The sequence below is a fragment of the Actinoplanes philippinensis genome (assembly GCF_900113015.1).
Taxonomy (GTDB): Bacteria; Actinomycetota; Actinomycetes; order Mycobacteriales; family Micromonosporaceae; genus Actinoplanes; species Actinoplanes philippinensis.
In genome coordinates this window covers 60,106-83,194 of the sequence record NZ_FONV01000003.1, presented here as the reverse complement: position 1 = coordinate 83,194, position 23,089 = coordinate 60,106, and the positions used below count along the sequence as shown (strand labels likewise).

The 23,089-nt window shown below is 71.3% G+C and carries 12 protein-coding genes; 5 read left to right on the top strand and 7 right to left on the bottom strand.

Annotated elements, in window-relative coordinates:
• Window positions 1–69: 69 nt before the first annotated feature.
• From BM290_RS07310 to BM290_RS07300, 3 genes are read right to left on the bottom strand one after another with little or no spacing between them, the layout of a single operon-like run.
• On the bottom strand, window positions 70–2,277 hold the full coding sequence (locus tag BM290_RS07310) for a glycoside hydrolase family 9 protein (RefSeq protein WP_093611365.1): 2,208 nt from the start codon (window positions 2,275–2,277) through the stop codon (window positions 70–72).
• Window positions 2,278–2,309: 32 nt separating this feature from the next.
• Entirely contained in the window at window positions 2,310–3,545 is a 1,236-nt protein-coding gene (locus tag BM290_RS07305; RefSeq protein WP_093611363.1) for an ATP-grasp domain-containing protein, read from the bottom strand.
• Between the two features lie 10 nt (window positions 3,546–3,555).
• Window positions 3,556–4,530 (bottom strand): alpha/beta hydrolase, encoded by a 975-nt coding sequence (locus tag BM290_RS07300; RefSeq protein ID WP_143133648.1) that lies wholly within the window; start codon window positions 4,528–4,530, stop codon window positions 3,556–3,558.
• Between the two features lie 231 nt (window positions 4,531–4,761).
• Here BM290_RS07300 and BM290_RS07295 point away from each other — a divergent pair, with 231 nt between their 5' ends.
• From BM290_RS07295 to BM290_RS48165, 4 genes are all read left to right on the top strand, one after another.
• Window positions 4,762–5,217 (top strand): DUF5990 family protein, encoded by a 456-nt coding sequence (locus BM290_RS07295; RefSeq protein ID WP_093611361.1) that lies wholly within the window; start codon window positions 4,762–4,764, stop codon window positions 5,215–5,217.
• A 177-nt stretch (window positions 5,218–5,394) separates the two neighbouring features.
• Entirely contained in the window at window positions 5,395–8,382 is a 2,988-nt protein-coding gene (locus tag BM290_RS07290) for a DEAD/DEAH box helicase (protein WP_093611359.1), read from the top strand.
• A 1,969-nt stretch (window positions 8,383–10,351) separates the two neighbouring features.
• A complete protein-coding gene (locus BM290_RS07280; RefSeq protein ID WP_093611357.1) occupies window positions 10,352–10,993 on the top strand; it encodes a hypothetical protein in 642 nt (213 codons plus the stop codon).
• Between the two features lie 1,253 nt (window positions 10,994–12,246).
• Entirely contained in the window at window positions 12,247–12,906 is a 660-nt protein-coding gene (locus tag BM290_RS48165; RefSeq protein ID WP_177319621.1) for a hypothetical protein, read from the top strand.
• Window positions 12,907–12,988: 82 nt separating this feature from the next.
• Here the strand turns inward: BM290_RS48165 and BM290_RS07270 are convergent, their stop codons facing one another.
• The 3 genes from BM290_RS07270 to BM290_RS07260 form a co-directional block, all read right to left on the bottom strand.
• A complete protein-coding gene (locus tag BM290_RS07270) occupies window positions 12,989–14,413 on the bottom strand; it encodes an SDR family NAD(P)-dependent oxidoreductase (RefSeq protein ID WP_093611355.1) in 1,425 nt (474 codons plus the stop codon).
• A gap of 187 nt (window positions 14,414–14,600) precedes the next feature.
• A complete protein-coding gene (locus BM290_RS50575; RefSeq protein WP_275413089.1) occupies window positions 14,601–20,702 on the bottom strand; it encodes an MMPL family transporter in 6,102 nt (2,033 codons plus the stop codon).
• An 82-nt stretch (window positions 20,703–20,784) separates the two neighbouring features.
• On the bottom strand, window positions 20,785–21,549 hold the full coding sequence (locus BM290_RS07260) for a hypothetical protein (RefSeq protein ID WP_244903886.1): 765 nt from the start codon (window positions 21,547–21,549) through the stop codon (window positions 20,785–20,787).
• 209 nt (window positions 21,550–21,758) lie between these two features.
• On the opposite strand from BM290_RS07260, the gene BM290_RS07255 reads away from it, so the two are divergent.
• Complete coding sequence (locus BM290_RS07255) at window positions 21,759–22,271, top strand: FKBP-type peptidyl-prolyl cis-trans isomerase (RefSeq protein WP_239143258.1); 513 nt, start codon at window positions 21,759–21,761, stop codon at window positions 22,269–22,271.
• Between the two features lies 1 nt (window position 22,272).
• Here the strand turns inward: BM290_RS07255 and BM290_RS07250 are convergent, their stop codons facing one another.
• The gene (locus BM290_RS07250; protein ID WP_093611351.1) at window positions 22,273–23,067 is read right to left on the bottom strand and encodes a YaaA family protein; all 795 of its coding nucleotides are present in this window, start codon (window positions 23,065–23,067) and stop codon (window positions 22,273–22,275) included.
• Window positions 23,068–23,089: the final 22 nt, after the last annotated feature.

The following is a 23,089-nucleotide window of genomic DNA, read 5'->3' as shown; positions in this document are numbered from 1 at the left end:
CGTGCCCATCCGCGGATCCCTCCCCGGCGGTGCGGCGAGCCGGGGAGGGGTCCAGCGTGCCGCGGTGCGTCAGTCGAGTTCGCCCACGTAACCGATCAGGTGGGCCAGGGCCGAGTTCCAGTTGATGGTCAGCTCGTTGGTGGCCCACGAGCCGATGTCGTCGATGTAGCAGAACTGGCCGGTGCAGCCGGTCAGCTTGGCCTGCGCGACCGGGTCCTGGATCGACGAGTTCGGGCCACCGGCCAGGGTGCCGGCCGGCGGGTGCGGCAGCGACGGGTCGAGCTGCGCGGCGTACCAGCGGCTGTGCTGGTTCTGCGAGGCGACCTCGCCGTACCCGGTGACGTAGGAGATGTTCAGCGCGTTGCGGCCGAACAGGTAGTCCAGGCCGGTGAGCAGGCCGTCACGGTAGCGGTCCTTCCCGGTGATCCGGTGCGCCGCCGCGACCACCACCAGGTTGTTCGCGATGACGCTGTTGGAGCCCCAGTCCCAGACGTTGTTCGCGGGGGCGTAGGCCACCCCGTACGGGTGCTGCCGCTGGATCGCCAGGTACTTGTCGGCGCCCTTGACCACCTGCGACCTGACGCTCGACAGGCCGGGCAGCCGGTTCGGGACCAGCGCCAGGTCGATCTTCGCGGCCGCGGCGGTGGTCGCCCAGTCGAACGCCACCTGGCCGAACACGTCGGCGGTGTGCTCCGGGCTGGCCAGGACGTCCACGGCGTACTTCTTCTCGCCGGTGGTCAGGTAGAGCTCGGCCGCCGCCCAGTAGAAGTCGTCGCTGACCTTCGTGTCGTTGTACGCGCCGCCGCCGACCCCGTCCGACTCGGGCGCCAGCAGGTCCGGGTGCGCCTTCGCCGCGGCGTAGGCGGTCCGCGCCGCAGTCAGGGCCCGGGCCGCGAACGCCCGGTCGTACTTACCGTAGATCCGCGCCGCCTGGGCCGCCGTGGCCGCCAGGTTGAGAGTCGCGGCCGTGGAGACCGGGTGCAGCTCACGCGGCTGCGGGTCGAGGTGCGGCAGCAGCGGCAGGCCGGTCCACGCCTGGTCGTGGATCTTGTGATGGACCAGTCCGGCGTTCGGCTTGCCGGCCGGGACCTGCATGCTCAGCAGGAACTCCAGCTCCCAGCGGGCCTCGTCGAGGATGTCCGGAACCCGGTTGCCGCTCTCCGGGATGGCCAGGCCGAGCTTGCGGGAGCCACGGTTGTGCTCGTACTCGGCGAGCAGCTCCCAGACCGAGATGCCGCCGTTGACGACGTACTTGCCGTGGTCGCCCGCGTCGTACCAGCCGCCGCGCACGTCCAGGGTGTAGTCGCAGACCCCCGCCTGGCAGGGGACCGCCCCGTCGCCCTGGTTGGGTGCCACGTCGACATGACCGGCCCGGCGGGCGTACCCCGGTCGCAGGTCGTCACGGATCTCGATGCCACTGCGCTGGGTGTAGTACATCTTCAGCGCGTCGGCGCGCAGCCCGTCGTACAACCGTGGCTTGATGTCGAACGGCCGGGAGACCTCGCCGTCCACGCTCAGGGTGAGCCCGGAGGCCGTTCGGCGATAGCCGCTGAAGTCGATGGTCTGGACGTTCTGCCCGGAGGAGGCGTCCACGCCACGCGGGGTCGACCGGCCGCTCTTGACCACCTTGCCGGACCGGTCGCGCAGCTGCCAGGGGAGAGCCGTGGTGGCGTCGGTGACGAGCGTCGCGGTCTTCGGGCCGTCCGGCAGGTAGCCGACCTGGTTGACCCGCACGCGCGGGCCGGTGTCCGGCTCGTAGACCTCCGGTGGCACACCGCCGACCAGCGACACGTTGTCGACGCAGAAGCGCCACGGGTCGGGGCTGCCGCCGACCTGGAAGGCGACCTGGCCCTGCGCTGTGCTCGCGGTGGCGGTGAACGTCCACTCGTAGTGCTGCCAGTCGCCGAGGACCGGCGACTGCTCGAAATAGGTGTCGTAGGGGCTGACCGCCAGGCCGGTGATGGCCCGCACGACGTGCCCGGCGTCGCCGCTCGCGTCGAAGCTGAACCGGTAGGTCTCGCCGGCGACCAGGTCGATGTCGTTCTGGCCGACCGCGGCGTCCCAGCGGTTGACCGTGCCACCGGGCACGTCGACGCAGGCACGACCGTCGGTGAGGCCGATCGTCATGCCCGCGTTGGTCCAGAACGGGTCGGCGCCGTTGTCGAAACCGCCGTTGACGACCTGTTCGACCTCTTCGGCGCTGGCCGGCGCGGCGGCGCCGGCGATCAGGAGGACAGATATTGCCGCTATGTTGCGGGAGCGCTCCCATAGATGCATGGACACATATTGGTTGCGGACCTGTTACGCCGTCAACGCCCCTGGTCACGGATCCACGCATCGATCAACCCGCCGAAGTGGGCCAGGAACTTCTCGTGCTCGTGCACCGGGTAGTGCGCACGGACCGTTTCACGCAGCAGGGAGTGGAACTCCTCCGAGGAGACCCAGTCGTAGACGATGTCGTCCACGTTGCCCAGACTCTTCTCGCAGAACTCCCGATATCGCTCGGTCTCGAAGTAGTCGTCGGCGAGATCCCGATAGGCGCGCAGCTTCTCGGCATAGGTGCGGTCCGAGTCGGCCACCGCGAAATAGGCCGCCGAGTCCATGTCCAGCCGTGGCCGCCGATCGGTCACCACACAGAAGACCGTCCACCTCAGCAGCGCCGTCATCGCCCACGGGAAGTAGTAGTGCAGCGACGTCAGCGACACGTCCGGGCACGCGTTCGCATAGTCGATCGGGTGCACGTCGTCGCCCCGGATCAGCGACTCGCACGAATTGAACTCCCACCGGAAGAAGGCGTTCACCAGCCGGGAGATCGTCACCACCTCGTCGCCGGCCTCCGCCGACAGGAAATTGTGGTCCACCTCGTAGCGCGCGTGCATCGGCTGCTCCGGGCGGAACTTCATCACCATCGTCTCCGGCCCGATGGTCAGGCTCCGGGCGAAGACGTCATAGTCCTCGATCGACGCCTGCAGGTGCATCAGCCGCTCACCCGAGGCGTCATAGGCGGCGTGCAACTCGGCCGCGTTCCGGATCTTCGAGACACCCACCCACGCGCCGCCGTCATACGGTTTCATCCAGAGCGGATAACCCACCGCCGCCGCCGTCGCCTCCAGATCGAAAGGACGGTTGTACCGGGCCGCCGTGTAGGCCCACCGCGAATTCTCCAGCGGATTCTTGAACGGCACGAGCACCGTCTCCGGCACCTTCAGACCCAGCCGCATCATCGCGCAGTACGCCGCGTGCTTCTCCATCGACTGGAACGTGAACGGGCTGTTCAACAGGTACACGTCGTCCATCAGCGCGATCTTCTTCAGCCACTCGCGCGGGTGGTAGTACCAATACGCCAGCCGGTCGATGACCAGGTCGTGCCTCGGGGTGTCACGCAGGTTGAACGGCTCGATCGTCACCCGTACCGGACGGGCCCGATGACTACGCCCGTCCGTGCCGGAAACCACGCCGAGCCGCCGCAGCAACGCCTCGTAGGCGCGCGGCCAATCGTCCTCGGTGCCCAGCAACATGCCGATGGTGTGCTCGACGTCGGCCACATCGCCTCCCCTAGGTCCACACCCGCCGCAGCAGGCCGGTCAGATGCGGGTGCAGGGCATCCCGCCACCCGGTCCACGTGTGCGCGTCCGGATATTCCGCGAAGGCCACGGCATACCCCTGTCCGCGCAGCGCATCCGCCATGTCGCGATTGTTCGCCAGGTTCTCCTCGGCGGCGCCGCACGTCAGCGTCACCGGAATCCCCGGGCCATTCTTCGAACGCCGCACCAGGCCGGTGAAACGGACGATCCGCCGGAAGAACCGGAAGCCCGACTCCTGCCGGTCGAGCCGCGCCCGGAAATAGCTGCCCGACTGCAGGAACAGGCCGGCGAACGATTCCGGGAAACGCCACTGCGCGTGCGCCATCGCCAGCGCGCCGAGGCTCACGCCGGTGCCGATCACCGGGCCGGCGCCCAATCGGGCCCGGATCCTCGGCAGCGCCTCCAGCGCCAGGAAACGGGCGTATCCCGGGTCGGCGGAATAGTTTCGGTCCCGCGCCGATCCCGGTTCCAGGAGCACCAGATGGTACGGGCGGACGCGTCCCGACCCGATCGCGGTCGCGGTGTAGTCGGCCAACCGGCCGCGGTGGGCGTACTCCGGGCCGTCGTGCGCCACCAGCACCCGGTCGGTGCCGGCCGCCGGCGACCAGACGCGCACCGTCATCCCGGGCAGGCGCACCCGCCGCCAGGCGCCCGCCGCCGGAGCCGCCGTCAGCCAGTCCGGCTCCCGGTAGCCGGGGCACCGCAGCTCCGCCGGACCGGTCACGTCCCGGTCCCCGGCCGGGCCGGTCAGCTCGAAGTGATAATCCAGACGCCGGACGGGCGGACGCGCGCAGCGCAGCTCCCAGGCGCCCAGATCGGCACGGAAGGCCAGGTCGGCCTTGACCGCCGACGACCACAACCGGACCCCGGCCAGCCTGTGATGCGGATCGGCATACCGGAACCGGAGCACAGCGCCCTCGCACCACGCCCCACCGGCACCCTCCATGAACGCACCCTAGCGCCGCCCGGCCGCCCGCGCCCGGCGTGCGCCATCACCGGGCCCCGGCAGGCGGTCCTCCTACGCGACTTTCACGGTACGGGCCGAGCCGTCCCCGTACGCCACACCTCCCGGACCTGCCGCGCGAGGCGCTGCACCCTCGCGGTCCCAAGGCGCCTCACGCGCATGGCCGGCCCCTCCCGTCGGCTCACGAACCTCCAAGGCCTTTAAGGTCAGGGCATGCGGATCCGGATCGAGGGGACCGAGCTGCCCGGGCGGGCCGGCGCGCCGCAGGCCGAGGCGCTGCGGCTCGGTGGCGTGCAGGTCGGCGTCCAGCGGCGCAAGGAGGTCGTCGACCGCATCGCGGTGCACGAGGACCGGGCGGTCTGGGAGCTCGACGTCGACAGCCGGGAGGCCGACGGCCTCATCGACGTCGGCGGGCCGTGGGTGCACGGGCGGCCGGGGGCCCGGTTTCTCTACCTGAGCTGGGGCGCGACCAGCACCGGGGTGTTCGCGGGCTTCCGGCGGGCGAAGCTGATGTTCGGTGACATCCCCGGTGACCTGCTACGGAGCGCGGCCGGCGGCGACGGCGTGCTGGTCGCCCGCCTCGGGCTCACCGGCCCGGACGGTGGTCCCCGCTGCGCCCGGGTCCGGCCGCCCGACATCGTCTGGACCCTGGAGCCGGCCGCTGGCTGACGGATCCTGGTCTGCATTGTTCGCCCAGGCCGGTTCAAGGCCGCGGCGGGGCGTGGAGTGACGGTGGTTACGTTGCGGGGGCGGTGGGGGTCGCGGCGGCCGGAAAGTGTCGGAGGGGCGGCCTAGAGTCGGCGGCATGTTCAGCTACGGCGTCGCTCAGCAGCTCCGGGGCCCGGCATGACCGCGATCGTCCGGGCCGATGCGGCCGGCGTGCGGGTGCTGCACGGGCTGGTCGGGCGCGACGGCGGGCTGAGCCTGTGGGCGGAGGACGGTGCGGCCGCCGGTTCCGCCGCGGGCCGCGGTGCGGCGCCGCCCCATCCGTTCGCGGTGGCCGTCGGCGGGCTGCCCGCCGGTGACCCACGGGCGGAGGCCACCGTGCTGCTGCCGTCGACCGGCGCCGGTCCGCTGCCGTCGCCGCATCTGGGGCTGCCGCCGCGGCGGGGCACGCCACGGGGCCGGGCCTGGCGGGTGCCGGCGGTGAGCGTGCCGTTCGTCGACGTCGACCTGGTCGCCGAGTTCGAGGGGCGGGTCGCGCCGTCGGCCGGGTGGCTGGTCGAGCTGTGCGGGTTCGCGGCGGGCCTGGTCCGGCGCGGGCGGGTGCTGCCCGGCGTGCGGATCGACGGTCCCCGGCCGGTGGCGCTGTGGCGTCCGGTCGTCACCGGGGCCGACGCGGTGCGCTGTGCCGCCCTGCGCGACCGGATGCCACCGGCCTGCCGGGCCGAGCAGCCCGCCACCGGCGTGGAGGCGACCGCGGGCGAGCTGATGGAGGCCGCGCTCGCCCGGCTCGTCGACGGGCTGGTGCGGACCAGGCTGGCCGAGGCCCGGGTCACCCTCGCCGACTACGGATGGCTCGCCGCGCTGACCGGCGAGCCCGAGTTCGACGCCGCCCCGGCGCTCGCCGACACGCTCGCCGGGCGGCTCGACGCCTGGTTCGAGCAGGCGGCCGGCGGCGCCGAGGTGCGGGTGTGCTTCCGGCTGAGCGATCCGCGCGAGCACGAGCCGGTGATGCCCGACGAGGTGCCGCTGCCGGAGGACACATGGCGGCTGGAGTTCCTGCTGCAGGCCGTCGACGAGCCGAGCGTGCTGGTCCCGGCCGCCGACGTGTGGCGTGACCGGTCGGCGCCGCTGCGCCGGTGGACGTCGCATCCGCAGGAGCGGCTGCTCGCCGGGCTCGGCCGGGCCGCCCGGCTCCATCCCGAGCTGGCGGAGGCGCTGCGCGACACCCATCCCGCGCAGATGCTGCTCGACACCGAGGGCGCTCACCGGTTCCTGAGTCACGCCGCGCTGCTGGAGGAGAGCGGCTACGGTGTGCTGCTGCCCGCCTGGTGGCGACGGCGGCCCGGTCTCGGCCTGTCCCTGGAGGTGCGCGGCCGTGACCCGGTCTCGCACGTGCTCCGGGATCGGGCGGTCGGGCTGCGGGAGCTGGTCGACTACCGGTGGGGCCTGGCGCTCGGCGGGCGGACACTCACCGAGGACGATCTGACCGATCTGGCGCGGGCCAAGGTTCCGCTGGTCCGGCTGCGGGGGCGATGGGTCTTCCTCGACCCGGAGCGGCTCGCCGCCGGGCTGGCGTTCCTGCGGCGCGGCGGTGGGCGGATGACCGCCGGGGACGCGTTGCGGATGATGCGGCTGCTGCCACCGGAGGATGTTCCGCTGCCGGTGACCGATGCGCGTGGCGAGGGCTGGCTGGCCGACCTGCTCGGCGGGCGCCTCGACCAGCGGCTGGAGGTGCTGCCGCCGCCCGCCGGATTCGAGGGGGTGCTCCGGCCGTACCAGATCCGAGGGTTCTCGTGGCTGGCCTTCCTCGACTCGCTGGGGCTCGGCGCGTGTCTCGCCGACGACATGGGCCTGGGCAAGACCGTGCAGCTTCTCGCTCTGCTGCTGCACCACCGGGAGGGGCCGGCGCTGCTGGTCTGCCCGCTGTCGGTGCTGGGCAACTGGCAGCGGGAGGCGGAGCGGTTCGCGCCGGCGCTGCGGGTGCGGGTGCTGCACGGCGCCGACCGGGCCGATCCGGCGGTGCTGGCGGCCGGGGCCGACGTGGTGCTCACGACGTATGCGACGGCGGTGCGTGACGCGGACGCGCTGGCCGCGATCTCGTGGGACCGGGTGGTCCTCGACGAGGCCCAGCACATCAAGAACAGCGGCGGCGCCACGGCCAAGGCGGTCCGCCGGTTCCCGGCCCGTAACCGGATCGCGCTGACCGGCACCCCGGTGGAGAACAGGCTGGCCGAGCTCTGGTCGATCCTCGACTTCGTCAACCCGGGCATCCTGGCGTCGGCGCACACGTTCCGGGCCCGCTTCGCGGTGCCGATCGAGCGCTACGCGGAGGAGGATGCGGCCGCGCGACTGCGCCAGGCGACCCGGCCGTTCCTGCTCCGGCGTACCAAGGCGGACCACGGCATCGCCGCCGATCTGCCCACGAAACGGCACGTCCGGCACCTGTGCGGGATGACCGTGGAGCAGGTCAGCCTCTACCGCGCGGTCCTCGACGACCTGCTGGAGCGCCTCGCCGAGCCGGGTGAGAAATGGCGCAAGGGCCTGGTCCTGGCCGCCATGACGAAGCTGAAACAGGCCTGTGTGCACCCGGCGCTGCTGCTCAAGGACGCGTCGCCGCTGCCCGGCCGCTCCGGCAAGATCGATCGCCTCGAGGAGATCGTCGACCATGCGCTCGGGGCGGGGGAGAGCGTGCTGTGCTTCACCCAGTTCGCCCGGTTCGGCGGGATGCTCACGCCGCATCTGGCCGCCCGGTTCGGGGTGCCGGTGCGGTTCCTGCACGGCGGCACGCCACGCGGCGCCCGGGACAGCATGGTCGCCGACTTCCAGCGCGCCGAGCGGCCCGGCGTCTTCGTGCTCTCGCTGAAAGCCGGCGGCACCGGCCTCAACCTGACCGCCGCCAACCATGTCGTGCACATCGACCGCTGGTGGAACCCGGCGACCGAGACCCAGGCCTCGGACCGCGCGTTTCGCATCGGCCAGCGCCGCGACGTGCACATCCACACCCTCGTCTGCCTGGGCACCCTGGAGGAGCGCATCGACCGTGTCCTCACCGACAAGGGCGTCCTCGCCGACCGTGTCGTCGGCTCCGGTGAGGGCTGGCTGAGCGCCCTCTCCGCCGGGGAGATCCGTGACCTGTTCGCCCTCGCGCCGGAGGCCATCGTTGACTGACTTCTCCCCGGCGTTCCTGGGCATGTTCGAGTCGTTGCGGATGGGGCCGACGTTCGCCCGCGGCCGCCGCGACGAGCGGGCCGGCCACGTCCGCAGCCTGACCGTCTCCGGCAACCTGGTCGTCGCCCTGGTCCGCGGCCCCGACGATCCGGCGGCGTTCCGCTCACGGATCGCGGTGCGGGCGTTCGGCGCATCCGAGTGGGCGCGCGTGGAGAAGGCGCTGGTCGCCGAGGCCCGTTACGTCGCCGATCTGCTCGACGGGCGGATGCCCCCGGGCATCGAGGGGGTGTTCGACGAGGCGGGGCTCAGCCTGCTGCCGCTCTCCCTCGACGAGGTCGCGATGGACTGCACCTGCGAGCGCTGGCCGATGCCCTGCTCCCACCTGGCGGCAACCTGTTACGCGTTGGCGCGAGCGTTCGAGAGCGACCCGTTCGAGGTGTTCACGTGGCGCGGCCGCCCCCGCGACGAGTTGCTGATGCGCCTCCGCCGCCTGCGCGAGGCCTCCGCCGTCGACGCGTCACGCGGCACCCCGTCCGGCCGCCCGGTGACGCCCGGAGGAACGGCGTCCGGGCCTTCGGCGGGGCCTGGCGGTGTCCACGGCAGCTCAGCGGGCTCCCATGGCGATTCCGGCGGCTCGACAGGCTTCTCCGGCGGCGCGGCAGGTTCTTCTGCGGGCGGACCGGCCGGGTCCAGGGGGCGATCCGGTGACTCGTTCAGGCCCCGGGACGGCGCGGGTGAGGCGGGGTCGGCGGGCGACTCCGGTGAGTCGGCGCGGTTCGACGGCATGTCCGGTGCGTGGGCGGAGTCCGGCGGGCCGGATTGGGCCGATGGCCCGCTCGGTGGCGGCGGGTATGGAGATGCCCGGGAGAGCCGTGCTGGTGGCGACCGGCGGACGGCTGCGGGCGGCCGACTGCCGGTGACCGATCCGGCTGCCTTCTGGGCGGCGGGGGTGTCCTTCGTCAGCCCCGAGAGCGGTGCCTCCGTTCCAGGTGATTCCGCTTCCGCCCGGCGATCTGGGGCTTACGTCCCCGGGTCTGGGGTCTCTGCCGAGTCGGGGTCGGGGGGCGTTGCCGCCCCGGAGTCTGGGGTCTCAGCCGCGTCGGGGTCGGGGGACGTGGCCGCCCCGGAGTCTGGGGTCTCTGGTGCGTCGGGGTCGGGGGACGTGGCCGCCCCGGAGTCTGGGGTCTCTGCCGAGCCGGGGTCTGGGGTCTTTGCGGCTTCGGCGTCTGGGGTCTCTGGTGCGTCGGGGTCTGGGGTCTCTGTCGCCTCCGGGTCGAGGGCCTCGGTCGCGTCGGGGTCTGGGGTCTTTGCGGCTTCGGGGTCTGCGGACTCTGGTGCGTCGGGCTCTGGGGTCTCTACTGGCCCGGGGCCGGGGGCTTCTACTGGCCCGGGGGGCGGTGGATCCGCCGCACCGGGGTCTGGGGCTTCGTTCGAGGGGGAGTGGGTTGAGGCCGGGAGCCGGGGAACCGAGGGCGGGGCGGACGGCCGAGGACGGGTGCTGCGGCCGGATGCGCTTCTCGATCAGCTTGACGCGCCGGGACTCACGCATGCGGGCCAGCCGGTGACCGAAGTCCTTCGCGCGGCATATCTGGCGCTGGCGGACGATCTCGGCGGTGACTGAGGGCTGTCCGACCTCTGACGGTGGCATTCCGGCCGGGGTGGAGTGCTGGGGATTGTCCTGTGGGCACGAAGCTGTCCTTGATCCCGTTTTCCAGCTCAGAAGGTGTGCGGGGTGATCTTCATGGTGAGGGCCGTTCGTGTTGGCGCCACGGTGACGCCCGTACGAACGCCGGCCTGTAGACGGATATGGCCGGCACCGAAAGACGGTCGCCGGTGCCGACGCGAATGAGGGGTTGGCCCGGGCACTGCAGGTGCCGGTGCGGCACTTCGCGGAGTAGTGCCGAGCGTCCTTGCGATGCAGTAACGGCATGGAGCGACCACAGTGCTCGCGTCGGCGGATCATGGAGGCGTGGATCAGGAGGATTTCGATCGGCTGTGCCGGCGGGTGTACAGCGAGGTGCGCGCCGGAGCCCTGGAATACCCGGACATGTTCGACCTGGCTACCGCGGTGCTGGAGGTCAAGCCGTCGGACCGTGACGCCGCCGAACTGGCGACGCTGAGTCTCGACGGCGTGGCGGTGAACTGGCCGCGGATGATGGAACTCGGCGACGCCGTGCTGGCCACCGCCTGCTTCGAGCTGGGCCTGTCGGAGGAACCGGCGCAGATGGCCGGCCTCGACGATGCCATGCGGCTGGTCAACCGCGACCTCTCCGCGACCGGTCTGCCCGGTTGCCGTCTGCGGTTCATGGACTTCGATCCTGATCTCGACGAGAACCGCTTCGTGGAGACCTGGGACGGCGAATTCGGGACGGGTTCGGGGGTTCCCTCAATTGCCGTGGCCGACCCGGTGTCGGCGCTGGTGGCGGTCGCCGAAGACGCGCAGGACGCGGTGATGCACACGATCTGGACGGCCTGGCCGGTGTGCCCCGCGCACCGGCTCGGCGCCCACGCCCGCCGGTACCGCGAGGCCGCCGTCTGGTGGTGCACAGGCGACGGCGGCCATGTCGCGGCGTCCGTCGGTCACCTCCCGCCGGGCGCCTCCCGAGTCTGACCACCGCACCTGGGCCGGAACGAAGAAGGTGACGGGGCCACGGCGGCGACCGCACGGCGGGTCCGTTCGGCGATGCCCGGCGGCCGGGGATCTCGGCCGGAGCGCTGTTTGCGGTTCACCGCCCGAGCGATGAACAGGCAGGCGTTCAGCCGGATCGCCAGGGAAGAAGCTGCCCCCGTTGGGCACGGTCGTGGCCTACGTGAACGCGCTCGGGCCCCGGGGCAGCGCATCTCACACCGCTCATTCCCCGAGCGTAGGGCTGACCTCAACTTGATCTTGAAATGGAGAGGCAGGCTCTGAGGGCAGTTGATTGACGGGCCTCGTTCTTGGCCTGTGGTGACCTCTTGGGGGCACCCTATGCCCGTGGAGCGGCGCTTGGCTGTTGGTTCGGTGGCGGCTCTCTTGCGGGCGCGGCGGTGTCATATTCCGTGGCCATTTGTGCCTGCTGCGCCTGTGGCCTTCTGGGGCCTCTGGTATCCCCTGGTGGTGTTTGGGCTTTGGGGTTGCGACGGTTCTCGATCGTGCCTTCCTTTGAAGGTGGGCACAGCCGCGCCGAAGGGCTTTCCCGCGGTGGCGTGAGATGAGCGTCAGGTCTTTCCTTCAGTGCTGAGAGATGGCCCTCGAAGCTTTCCTTCGTAAGAGGTGGCCCTCGAAGTTTTCCTTCAGTGGTGAGAGATGGTCTTCGAAGCTTTCCTCCGGTGGTGGGTGACGCGGTCTTCTTGAATGCGAATGCCGCCTTGCCTTTTACCCGTGAGTAATGTCGCGGCTTCCTCTTGTGGGTTCCGGGGCGGGTGGTTGCGGCTTGTTCTTCAGGAGCGGCGGGATGGAACCTGCGTCGGGCGGTGTGATGCGACCTGCGCGTAGCCCGGGGTTGCTGAGGTGTTTCGGCGGGGTCGGGAGTGCTGGGGGGCGGTGTGAGGGCGGATGGCTGGAGCCGGCCGATGAGGACGCATCGGGGAGTCGGGGCTGGAGGGACTGGAGGGATGTCTGGTTTCCGCATCAAAGGGAGTTTTCCTTCTTTCTGATGACCCGGCAATCAGCCTGGCCGTGGGGCGGGTTGACGGCGTACTGATCTTGAGAAGTGCCTGGTCAGGGGCATTGTCTGGCTAAACATGGATCCGACAAACCTGGCTTTACGGACACGGGACGGGTCGTCCGAACGGTCAACTTTCCGGTAAACCGCCTATTCGTCTTTGAAGGGCGTGATGAGCTAACCAGGTCATGGCGATTTGTCCCGAAAAGGTGTGACAACAATGAAAAACCCGAAGCGAATGCTGGCCGCTGTCGGCATGAGCCTGGCAGTTGCAGGGGCGCTGGGCATTGCGTCTCCCGCCCTGGCCGAAAGGCCCGCGGCCAAACCCGCCCCGGCTGCCCAGGAAGCCACGCCCTCGTCGCCGATGGCGGCGAACGGCTGGGATGACGACTACGTGGTCGGCTACTACACCAGCGAGACGCTGTGTGAGCAGGCCGGTGCATACGGCATCACGCAGGGCGCATGGAACGACTACAACTACTACTACGCGTCGGTGCCCAACCAGGGTTGGGTGTGGGTCCTCGAGATCCCGCAGGACAACTGGGTCTGGTCGTCCTGGAGCGGCGGGTGGCCCGCCAACTGGCAGTACCGGCCGTCGTATGTCTTCAACTCCTATGACATCGGCGGGTCGTACTACCACCCGTTCCGGCACTGGTCCGGCGTGCAGTACGGCCACGGCTGGGGCGGTCACCACGGTGGCGGTCACTTCGGCGGCGGCTGGGGCGGTGGCCACGGCGGCGGCTGGGGCGGCGGTCACGGCGGTGGCTGGGGCGGTGGTCACGGTGGTGGCCACGGCGGCGGTCACGGCGGTGGCTGGGGCGGTGGCCACGGTGGTGGTCACGGCGGCGGCCACGGTGGTGGGTACCCCAACAAGGTCTGACCGCTGACCCGGTAGTGGATGTTCCTTCAGAACAGGCGGGCCGCACCGTGAGGTGCGGCCCGTTCGCTTGTCCGGTGCGGGGTCACCAGGCCACGGGAGCGTAGTCCTTCAGGAAGCAGCCGTAGACGTCCTCGCCCTGCTCGCCGCGGATGATCGGGTCGTAGACGCGGGCTGCGCCGTCGACCAGGTCGAGCGGGGCGTGGAAGCCCTCCTCGTGCAGTCGCATCTTCGTCGGGTGAGGACGCTCGTCGGTGATCCAGCCGGTGTCGACACTGGTCATCAGGATGCCGTCGGCGAACATGTCCTCCGCGCTCGTGCGGGTCAGCATGTTCAGCGCGGCCTTCGCCATGTTCGTGTGCGGGTGGCCGGCGCCCTTGTAACCACGGGCGAAGATGCCCTCCATCGCGGACACGTTCACCACGTAGCGCCGCGGGTGCTTCGACGCCGTCATGGCCGGGCGTAGGCGGCTCACCAGGATGAACGGGGCCGTCACGTTGCAGAGCTGAACCTCCAGTAGCTCCAGCGGGGCCACCTCGTGCACGCGGTCGCTCCAGCTGTTCGTCGACGTGATGTCCGGCACCAGGCCACCGGCGTCGATCGCCACCGAACGCGCGGTCAGCGCCATCTCGGTGACCTCCTTCGCCGACAGCGTGGGCGGGGACGCCGCGGTCAGCGCCGCCGCCGGTGACGAGCCGATCGATGCGGCGCCGCCGAAGAACTCCAGCTCCGGCAGGGGCCCCTCGGGCAACGGGGCCGACTCGGCGGCCACCAGCTCGGAATAGGCGCCTGGCGTACGCCGTACCGTCTGGGCTGCGTTGTTGATCAGAATGTCCAGCGGACCGCGCGCCGCGACCGACTCGGCAAGGCCGACGACCTGCGCCGGGTCTCGCAGATCGATGCCGACCACCCGAAGCCGGTGCAGCCACTCGGAGCTGTCGGGCATCGCCGCGAAGCGGCGGACCGCATCATGCGGGAACCGCGTCGTGATCGTCAGATCCGCGCCGTCGCGCAGCAGCCGCAACGCGATGTACATGCCGATCTTGGCACGGCCGCCGGTGAGCAGCGCGGTCCGGCCGGTCAGGTCGGTACGCGCGTCGCGCCGCGCATGATTCAGCTCGGCACAGGACGGGCACAGCTGGTGGTAGAACGCGTCCACGATCGTGAAGCGCTGCTTGCACACGTAACAGCCACGGGCCTGCTTCAGCACCCCGGCCGTCGCGCCGCGGACCGTGCTCTTCAGCGGAATCCCCGCCGTCTCGTCGTCGATGCGGCCCGGAGCGCCCGTCGCCGTCGACTCGGTCACCGCCCGATCGTTGGCCACGACCGCCTGACGGCGCTCCTTGCGGCGCTGCACCTTCACCGTCTTGAACAGGCCCGCCGTCGCGCGCCGCACCCGCACCGCGTCCGGATGCTCGGTCGGCAGTTGCTCCACCTCGGCCAGGACCGCCAGACAGACCGCTAGACGGTCCGGATCCACACTTACGGCGTCCGGGTCGATGCCGGTCATTTCGTACGTCCCCCTCTGTTCCCTACCCGCACGCACTGTACTTACCGGCCGGGCCGTCAGCCCACCGGCGGTCCTATCGGCGTCGGTGGCCGCCGCCACAGCAGTTGCGACCCAGCCCACCGGAACAACGAACCGGCCGCACGGCGATCCCACAGGACCACCCGGCGGCCGGCTCGTTAGCGCGGGTTCAGCGTGCCGTGTCCGGTCCCGGCTCGTCGGCCGGCTCCGGAACCGGGCGAACCGCTCCGGGACGGTCGGCCGGCTCCGGAACCGGGCGAACCGGTCCCGGATGGTCGGCCAGCGAGGCCGGGCGACGGACCTGGCGGTCGTACGGGGGCTCGCCCGAACCGTCCGCCCACGCCGGCCCGGTGTTCGCCGGGCGCCTGGTGGAGCGGCCCTGGTCCGGAAGGTGGTCTGCCAGGGTCGCGGGGCGGACCGTGCCGCGGATCCGGTCGTCCAGCGTCTCGGGGCGGCGGCCGCGGGAGAAGCCGGGCTCGTTGCGGTCCGGCTCGGCGGGCTGGGGGGTGTGCCAGGCGCCGGTGTTCGCGTCGTCCGCGGGCTGCGGGCGGGCTGCCGGGTCCTCCGGGGAGTGCGGGCGGGCCGATGCGACCGGGAGATCCTCCAGCGTGCGCGGGCGGTGCAGAGGGGCTGGGCTGGCCAGCCAGTCGCCGAGGGTCTGCGGGCGGCGGGGGGCTGCCGGGGGCGGGGTGGTCAGGGATGCCGGAGGGGCCGGGAAGGTTTCCGATGGGGTCGGTGCGGGCTCTTGGGCGAGATCGTCCACCGGGTCCTCGATCGCTTCGGAAGCTGAGACGGGGGAAATCGCCGGATCGGCGGCTTCGTGAGCCGGCTCGCCGGGCTTCACGTCCTCTTCGGCGGCCGGCGTCGACCAGATCTCCGGGCTCACCGAGGGGGAGGGGGTCTCGTCGGCGTCGGGCTCGGGAGCCCTGTCCGGGTGGCGAGTGGTGTTCGGGTCGATTGCCGACCGGGCCAGGACCGCGGGGTCGCGCCAGGCGTCCACCTCGGCGTTCTCGCGGGCCTGGTCACTGTCCGGAACCTCGGTCACCTCGGGCACCTCTTCAAACCCGGAGGTCTCGGTCGCCTCAGCAACCTCGTCGGTCTCAGCGACGTTGGTGTCCATGCCGAAATCGATGGGGTACGAGTCGGCGGCGGGCTCGACGTCGGTGGCCGAGAGGGTGCCGGGCGATCCGGTGTCATCGGACGAATCGGCGGTGGACTCCGCGATATCGGCTGCTTCGACCGGCTCGACCACCTCGGGGGCCTCGGCGCCCTGGTCTGCCTCGGCTGCGTCGGTCACTTCGGATGTCGCCGTGGTGCCGGTGGTCTCGGGCGCCTTCGTCGCATCGGTTGTGTCGATGGCTTCCGCGTCATTGATCGCTTCGGAGTCCGCGGCGGTGCTGACGGCGGGGGCGAGGTCGCTGGTCTCGGATGGCTCATCGGTGGCGGATTCGACGACGGTGTCCGCGGATCCGGTGGGTGGCTGAGCGTCCTCGACCGCGCCGGTTGTCTCGACGGTGTCCGTGACGTCGGCGGACTCGGAGTGGTCAGTGGGGTCCGCCGGGTCCGGGCCGCTGAGTTCGGTGGGGTGATCGGCGGCGGGTTCTACGACGGTCTCGGTGGAAGCGGCAGGTGCCTCGACGGACGTGGTGGGCGCCGATGTGTCGCTGGTTGGCGCGTCGAAGGTGGCTTCTGCCGGGAGCGGAGTGGGTTCGTTCGTTTCGCCGACGGTGTCAGCGGGCGTCTTGAACTGCTCATATGCGTGTGGCTCGGCCGGTGCGGCGTCTTCCGCATACGTGGACTCGGTTGGTTCGGAAGACGTCGACTCGATCGTGGGCTCGGTTGAGTCGGAAGACGTCGACTCGGTGGCTGACACTTCGGTGTCCGAAAGGTCCGATCCTGACGGAGCGGGGACGGTCAGTCCTGCGGCGGTGGCTTCGGATTCGCCGGGGTCCGTCAGGTCTGAGCTGTCGGCGGACGTCGGAGAGACATCGGCGCCGGGCGTGCTGGGGAGGTCGGCCAGGCTCGCCGGGCGGGAGCGAGGGGCCGGGCTGATCGGGGTGGACGGTAGGTCGCCGAGGGTTTGCGGGCGCGTGGCGTGCGGCGGGCTGAACGAATCCGACGGCTCTGCCTGGTAGGCCGGGATGTCGGCGTGGCTCGGCAGGGACTCCTCGGGACGGCTTCGCGGCGGGGCGGTGGTCAGCCAGTCGTCGAGGGTCTGCGGGCGGCGGGGAACGGTTCGGCCGGTTACCGGGGCAGGGGTCGGGGTCGGGGTCGGCGGGAAGCTGTCGGACGGCGCCGGGATGGGCTCGGGTGCGGCGGGCATCGTGGCGTAGCGGTCCAGCCACGGGAACGAGTCCGGCTCGGGAGTCGTGATCGCGGCCAGCCGGGGGTCGTTGCGCCACGCGAACGGGTCGGTGACGGGCTCGGCCGGCGTGTCGTCGGACAGAGGAGCCGGTGCAGGCGTGCCAACGTCGGCGACATGCCCGGGGTCGGCAGAGGGCGACAAACGCTCGAACGGGCGGTCCGTGGCTTCGGCGAAGGATGTCGCGGCTTCGTAGGGGTGGTCCGTGGCTTCGGCGGAGGGTGTTGCGGCTTCGTAGGGGTGGTCCGTGGCTTCGGCGAAGGAGGCTGCGGGTTCGAAGTAACGGTCCGTGGTCTCGGCAAGAGACGTTGTGGGCTCGAAGGCGTAGGCGGTTGGCTCCGGAGCGGGGGAGACGGGGTGGAAGGAGCCTGTTGTGGGCTCGGTCAACGGGGAAACGGGCTCGACGGGGGAAGCCTCGGGGGCGGTGGACGGCGTGGTGAGGTCGTCCGCGTCCACGAAGGGGGCCAGGAAGTAGGCGACCTCCTCGTCCTCTGCGGCTGTGGACTTCGGGGCGCGGGCCCGATGGCCGGGGGCGGGCTCGGCGGCCGTGACCGGTGCGGGGTCCGCATTGTCCGGCCCGGGGGCGACCGGCTCGATCGTGACCAGGTCGGATTCGACCGAGGGCGCATCACTGGAGGGCACGTCGCCGGAGGGCACGCCGGCTGAAGGGGTGTCGGCCGGTGCGGGAGCGACGGAAGCGGTGGCTGAAGGGGTGTCGGCCGGTGCGGTGTCGGCCTCGACGGTCCCCGCGGAGGCAGCAGGAGAGACCGGGAAGACGGTGGAGGCCGGCGATGCGGGGGAGGTGGGCGCGTCGTCGGCGACGGGGGTGAGGTCGTCGCCGGAAAGGGGGACGGTCTCGGTGGAGAGCGTGTCGGCCGGCTCCGGGGCGGTGGGGGTTTCCGGCTCGGCGTCCGCGGGCTCCGGGTCGGGGGTGGCCGCTCGTACCGTCTCTTCGGTGAACAGGCCGTTGTAGACGGTCTCGGAGAAGATCACCGGCTCCTCGGGGGCCGTTTCGGCGCCGGGGAGGTGCAGGACCTGGGTGGCTGAGGGGTCGTCGGGGGACGGTTCGGCGGGCAGGTTCAGGACCTGGGTCACCGACGGGTCGAAGTCGTCAGGTGATTGGGCCTCGGTGTAGGCCTCGATCAGGGACGGTTCGGTGTCGGCGCGGAGGATCTCGGCTCCGGCTGCCAGCGTGGCCTCCACCTCGGCCCACAGATCGTCGGGGCCGGTCGGCTCGGTGTCCGCGTCCGGCTTCGCCACATCGTCGGGGGCGGCGGAGGACGACGGGGCCTCGTCGGACTCGGTGGCGGAGGGCGCAGAGCCGGAAAGCACGGGCGCTTCGGAAAGGGACGCCGCAGAGCCGGAAAGCACGGCCGCGTCCTGGGAAAGGGACGCCGCGGAGCCGGAAATGGCCGCGTCAGGGGAAAGGGACGCCGCGGAGCCGGAAATGGCCGTGCCCTCGGAGGAGGAGGACGAGGAGGACGAAGAGGAGGGCGCCACGGAGGAGGACGCCGCGGAGGAGGAGGACGCCGCGGAGGTGAGGGCGTCCCGATGGCGGCCCGGGCCCGTGGGCTCATCCGTCGAGCCCTGAGCCGACGAGGTCTCCTGGAGGATCGGATCGTTGGACGGCGTACCGGCGGAAAGGTTTTTCTCGGAGAGGTAATCCAGGACCGCCTCGTAATCCAGGACCACCGTGTTGGAGGTTTCGCTGCCGGCGGGCAGCGCGGCCTGCGTCGGCGCCGCCGGCAACGCCCGGGCCAGCAGCGTCCCGTCGAGGACGGTCGTCTCCTCCAGCGAGGGGTCGAGGGGCCGCCACGCGTGCCGCCCGGTGGCCTCCTCCTCGCCGGCGTATTCGGCGAGGCCGGCCTTCTCCTGCAGGCGCCGCAGCGGGCCGGGCGCCCACCAGGAGGCGTCGCCGAGGCCCGCGAGGACCGCCGGGACGAGCAGGACGCGGACGACCGTCGCGTCCAGGACCAGCGCGATGATCATGCCGACGCCGATGAACCGCATGGTGGTCACCGAGGACAGGGCGAACGCGCCGGTCACGACGATGAGCAGCAGCGCGGCGGCGCTGATCACCCGGCCGGTACGGGACAGCCCGATGGTGACGGCCTCGCGGGTGGTGGCGCCGCGCAGTCGTGCCTCGACCATGCGGGAGAGCAGGAACACCTCGTAGTCGGTGGAGAGGCCGAACACGACGGCGGCCATCAGCACGACGATGCCGGCTTCCAGCGGTGTCGGGGTGACGTCGAGCCAGGACGCGCCGTGGCCCTCCTGGAAGATCCAGACGAGGGAGCCGAACGTGGCGGTGAGGCTGAGCGCGCTCATCACGACGGCCTTGACGGGCAGCAGGACGGAGCCGAACGCCAGGAACATCAGCACGAGCGTGGCCCCGGCGAGCAGGCCGATCATGAGGGGAAGCTTGGCGCCGATGGCTTCCAGGCTGTCGACGTTGCGGGCGGTGGCGCCGCCGACGAGCAGTTCGGCGCCGGCGGGGGGCGGCAGGGCGCGCAGGCCGTCGACGGCGTCGCGGGCCTCGTCGCTGTACGCGTCGGCGGCCTTCAGGTCGGCGGTGAGGATCACGGTGTCGGTGTTGTTGCCGCCGGTCGGGGTGATCCGCTCGACGCCGGCGACCTTCGCGGCGGCCTCGGTGAACGCCTTCACGTCGGGCTTCGCGCCGTTGGTGGCGTGCACGACGAGCTGGACGCCGTCCGAGGCGAACTGCGGGTAGTCGGTCTTGAGCGTCTCGATCGCGACGCGGGACGGGTCTCCGGCAGGGAGCTGGCGTTCGTCGTTCTCGCCGAAGCGGGCGTCGGCGATCGGCAGGGCCAGGACCACGAGGGCGGCGAAGATGGGTACGGCCACCAGCACCGGCCGCCGCAGCACCCATCCGGCGAGCTTCTCCCAGCCGCCGGTGCTCGTGGCACGCCGGCCGGGCAGCCGGATCGGGATCAGGTCGACGCGCGGCCCGAGCACGGCGAGCAGCGCCGGCAGCAGGGTGAGCGACAGCAGCATGGCCAGGAAGACGGCGGCGAGCCCGCCGTAGGCCAGCGACTTGAGGAAGCCCTGCGGGAACAGCAGCAGCCCGGCGAGGGCGGTCATCAGCAGGGTGGCGGAGAAGACGACGGTACGCCCGGCGGTGGCGACGGTGCGCCGGACCGCGTCGGCGGTGGAGTGGAGGGCCTGCTCCTCCCGGAACCGGCCGACCATGAACAGGCCGTAGTCGATGGCCATGCCGAGGCCGAGCAGGCTGGCCACGTTGACGGCGAACGAGTTGACCTCGTGGGCGAGCGCGATCGCGTGCAGCACGCCGAGGGAGCCGAGGACCGCGGCGCCGCCGACGAGCACCGGCAGCGAGGCGGCGACCAGGGACCCGAAGATGAGCAGCAGCAGGACCAGCACGATCGGCAGCGACACCATCTCGGCGAAGGCCAGGTCGTCGGTGGAGCGCTGCGACGAGGCGTGCCCGAGCGGGATGCCGCCGGCCAGCTGGACGTGCGCGCCGGGGACGGTCAGCGCGTCCTCGATGTCGGCGTAGGCGTCCATCTTGGCGGCGTCGTCCTCGCCGGAGAGCGTGATCACGGCGACCGCGCTCTTCTTGTCCTTCGACGCGTACGCGGCCGCCTTCTTGTCCCAGTAGGAGCTCTGCGACGTGACAGCGGTCCTCGGCAGCGCGGCGAGGCGCTCCTTGATGCGTTTGGTGAGCGCGGCGTCGTCGATGGCGCCCTGATCGGGTGTGTAGATGGCGATGACGTCGCCGCCCTGCCCGCCGGTCGCGGCGGCGGCCATCTCGGCGGCCCGGGCCGATTCGCTCCGTGGGTCGTTGTAGCCGCCCTCGGTGAGCTGACCGAATACGCCGAAGCCCCAGATGCCGGAGCCGACCACCGCGACGAGCGCGACGATGAGCACCGGCCACCTCAGGCGGGCGACCCGCGATCCCCAGCCCGCGAACACAGGGTTCCCCTTCCTGGTTTTTCGTCAGTCCAAAGGTTCAGCTCAGAGTCGCGGCCTGGAGGGCCACGCCGCCGCAGTTCTCGTCGAACGTCGCGCCGGTGATCCACTTGATCGAGATCTTGCCAGTTCCGGTTGCACGGTAGGAGACGACGTAGGCGGTTGTCCCCATCGACGCGCCGCGACTGGTGAAGGTGTCGGTGTACGCCTTCCCGCCGGTGCTGAGTTCCAGGCGCAGCTCGCCGCGGGCCTGCATCGCGCCGACGTACAGCCGCAGGGTGTGCGAGCCGGTGTCGGCGGGGGCGGACAGGATGAACCCGTGCCCGGTGCCGCAGGTGGTGATACCGCTGGTCACGCCGCCGGACGGGGCGCCGGGCCAGGTGAAGCGCTGCGGGCTCGCGGTGTGCCGGACGCGCGGCTCGCCGGGGGTGCCCTCGAGGATGGCGAACCCGCCGTCGCTGTCGCGTTCCAGCGAGTAGCGGCCCTGCTCGCCCCAGTGCACCCAGTCGGTCTCGCCCTCGTCGGCCAGGTCGACCTTTTTCCCGGGTGGCACCTGCTCGACCACGATCTGGTTGACCGGCGTCATCGACGGGGTCGCCGACACGCTCGGGACCGGGATGGGGATCTGCTCGGCCGGCGCGGCCGCGATCGTGGGTGGCGCGGGCGCCGGCTCGTCGTCGCGGGTGACTCGCTCGTGGATGACCCAGCCGACGGTCAGGACGGCGAGCACCCCGGCGAGGACGACCGCCACCTGCTGGAGGTGTTCCCGCCGGTGAGGCCGGCCTCCGGGATCGGGCAGAGGCAAGGATCCTCCAGATCTCGGCGGTGGGCAGGAGCGCTAAACGATCTCATCCCGGCCCGTCGTGGTGAAGAGGGGGCCGCCGGTCGGGCACGTACGGCTGATCGCCCACCTCAGCGATTCGGATGAGCTTCTTGGCCGCATTAACACCGTTTATTAGTAGCGTGTCCGGAGTTTTCCGATTTGCCGACCGGGGAGATTGACCGATGAATGACATGACCGCATCCACTGACAAGCGCCGCGGGCAGGCGATCGCCGGGGTGCTCAGCGGCGTGTTGGTCTTCGCCGTTCTGGTGGCCGTCTTCGTCCTGGTCCGCAAGGACCCCGACGACACGCCCGTCCCGACCGCGGCGCCGACCAGCATGGCGCCGGAGTCGTTCGACCAGGAGCCGGTCGTCACGACCGGCTCCGGCACGCTCACCGAGATGGTGATCAAGGAGCGGATCCCGGGCACCGGCCCGGTGGTGAAGACCGGCCAGACGGTCAGCGTCAACTACAAGCTGATCGGATACACGTCCGGCGAGGTGATCGACTCGTCGTGGAAGAACGGCAAGGGCGAGCCGATCAGCTTCGAGATCGGGGTCGGCAAGCTGATCCAGGGCTGGGACAAGGGCATCCCCGGACAGAAGGTGGGCAGCCGCATCCAGCTCGACGTGCCGGCCGCCCTCGCCTACGGCCCGGAGCGGGGCGACCTGCGGTTCGTCGTCGATATCCTGTCGGCGCAGTAGCTCACAGATCCGCGACGATCACGTCGAGGCGGCGCGGGCCGGTGGCCGGACCGGTCTGCTCCTCGACCGTGAACTTCAGATCCCGCAGAGCGGTGACCAGCTCGTCCACCGACTCGGGCGCGGCCCGCTCGACGGCGAGCGCGCGCACCATGCGGCCCTTGGTGGCCTTGTTGAAATGGCTCACCACCGACCGCCGGGTCTCCCCGCCGACGACCCGCTCCTGCAGCACCCGCAGGACCGCCGCGTTCGTGCCGGGCGCCCACATCGCGGCGTAGGCGCCGGACCGCAGATCCAGCACCGGCGCGCCCGCGGTCGCCTCGTCCAGGACCTTCTTCAAACCCTTCTTCCAGTACGGGGTGAGCCCTCCGATGCCGGGCAGGGTGACCCCCGCCGAACAGCGGTAGGCCGGGATCGCGTCACCGAGCCGCACCACACCCCACAGCCCGGAGAACACCACCGCCGTCCGGTGCAGCCACGCGAGCGCCGGCTCGTCGAGGCCGGCGGGGGCGAGCGCCTCATACAGCACCCCGGTGTAGATCTGCGCCGCCGGGGCGGCCGGGGCGGTCAGCAACTCCGCGTTGCGCGTGATCTCGCCGCGCTGCCCGTCGCTGAGCCCCAGCACCGCCAGGCTGTCCGCGATCGATCGCGCGCTGGTGCGCGCGCAGAGCGCGACCAGTTTCCTCAGCACCCGCGTGCGGGCGCCGGCCAATGACGGCAGCCACAGGCTCGACGGGTCGACGGGGGAGCCGGCCGGGGCCGGGGTCTTGCCTTCGGACGGCGGAAGCAGGATGAGCACGCCGGAACCTTAGCGCCCGCCC